2 protein-coding genes are annotated in these 1,445 nt (G+C 63.9%); both read left to right on the forward strand.

Annotated features, from left to right (window positions below; genetic code table 11):
• Nucleotides 1-676, forward strand: a 676-nt coding sequence (locus tag MOV76_RS39100) for a hypothetical protein (RefSeq protein WP_247266591.1), incomplete at its 5' end; no start/stop codon positions are given.
• A partial coding sequence (locus MOV76_RS39105; protein WP_247266592.1) for a hypothetical protein occupies nt 673-1,445 on the forward strand: 773 nt, incomplete at its 3' end. The genes MOV76_RS39100 and MOV76_RS39105, both read left to right, overlap by 4 nt.

Here is a 1,445-nt window from a genome sequence, read left to right on the forward strand (position 1 = left end):
GGCAGCGCCCGCCGTCTCGCTCTCTGGCGGCCTGGTCGCCGCTGGCGGCGATCCGAAGGCGGCGCGCGATCTTATCGCAGGATATGGCAAGAGCCCCGACGGTAAAGACTATGCCGACATGCCGAACACGAAGCGGCTGCCGATCGCGCAAAAGGAAACGGGCAACGCGCTGGCGTTCACGCCGGGCGAGATCAACCGCGTCGATGCGGCCGCGGCAGCGATCGCGCGCAAGCGCCTCTACGATGCCGGCATCGATCCAAAGAAGGACGATGCTAAGGACGTCTATCAGCGCGCCTACCAGGAGGCCGCCGGCGCCACCTTCGTCAACAACGTCCAGTTCGGCGGCTTCGGCGATTACGATCGCGGCACCTGGTACCGGGCGGTCAAGGTTGTGGTGCCGCCCTCGATCCGCGCCGACAAGTTCCCCGACGTAATCGGCTCGCTGACAGATGCTGACATCGGCAGCGTCAAGGGCAGGAACGGCAAAACCTGGACGGCGGCCGACTATCAGAAGGGGATCCCGGTCGCGGTCAAAGGCGGCTATGCCTTCGCGCTCGGCGACCCTGCAGGATCCTCACCGATGTTTATCGCCGACGACAAAGGCAATCCGATCGTGCTTGATGTTGCCGGCATGCGCGACAAGCTGCAGGCACGTGTTCCCGAGGCCTGGCGATGAGTGGGCCGCCCGATGACTTGATCGAGGCCGGCAACGTCGATCTGCAGAACCGGCCCCGAGTGCAAAACAGCGACGGTTCTGTAAGCACCGTCCGGTCAATGTCGTTCGAAGAAGACGGCAGCGAAGTCCTTGTGCCGACCGTCTCGCCGGATGGCCGTATTCTGTCCGACGACGACGCGATCAAGCTCTATCACGAAAGCGGGCAGCATCTTGGAAAGTTCCGCACTGCGGATGCCGCGACCGCCTACGCCGAAAAGCTTCACGACGATCAGGCTAAGCTCTACGGCCTGACAGAGGATCCCTGGAAAGGTCGCTTTCCGGATCCCGCAAAACTTCCCAAGAGCTCTTCGGATGGGCCGGAAACATGGGGCGAAGCATTCGGGCGTCTTGCAACGGCCAGCGATGAAACGCAGCGCGTCATCGAAAACGTCGTCGCCGACGATGCGGCGCGCTATGACGCCTATGCCGGCTACATCAAGGAAGTGCAGGATGCGACGGGCGTCAAGCTCGCCAATCCGCTCGACGTCGACCTGCGCCAGGGCGCTTTCGACGCCAAGCCCAATCCGCAGATCTCGGGCGGAACGGGTCTGGAATGGCGCGATCAGAAGCTGCGGGCGAGCCTCGACAAGTTCGAAGCCGATCGGGAGCGTTGGGCGGCGCAGTATCCTGCGCAGTCGAGCGTGATCCAGCTCGACGTCGAAGGCCGCGTAAAACGGCAGCAGCGGGCCGCTGAGGCCGAGCAGGCGCGAGCGGCGCAGTCTCCGGAGCT

This window comes from Rhizobium sp. PRIMUS64, from assembly GCF_023006465.1.
In the GTDB taxonomy this organism is placed as follows: Bacteria; Pseudomonadota; Alphaproteobacteria; order Rhizobiales; family Rhizobiaceae; genus Rhizobium; species Rhizobium leguminosarum.